The organism is Saccharomonospora iraqiensis subsp. paurometabolica YIM 90007 (assembly GCF_000231035.2).
Lineage (GTDB): Bacteria > Actinomycetota > Actinomycetes > Mycobacteriales > Pseudonocardiaceae > Saccharomonospora > Saccharomonospora paurometabolica.
Genome location: NZ_KI912210.1, coordinates 85,813 through 86,041, shown reverse-complemented (window position 1 = coordinate 86,041; position 229 = coordinate 85,813). Strand labels below are relative to the sequence as shown.

The window sequence follows — 229 nt, the reverse complement described above, 5'->3', positions numbered from 1 at the left end:
CCTCGCGGTGGCCCGCTTCCCGCAGCCGGTCGTGCAGCGCGCCGACGAGTTCCGGCGCGGCCCCGAACGCCGCGGTCACGGTCACGTCCGGATGCCCGCTCGCCGCGACCTGCGCCGGGATGTCGGTGCGCACGTGGTACCCGGAGGCGAGGAACGCGGGCACGACCACGGCGGGACCGCGTACCCGGCGCAACACGGAGGTCAGGTCGGGCGCCCGCACGTCGGCGTA

At 76.9% G+C, this 229-nt stretch carries 1 protein-coding gene; it reads right to left on the bottom strand.

What is annotated here, in order from left to right:
- Positions 1-229: sirohydrochlorin chelatase (locus SACPADRAFT_RS32220; protein WP_040923931.1), on the bottom strand; the 229-nt coding region annotated here is incomplete at both ends.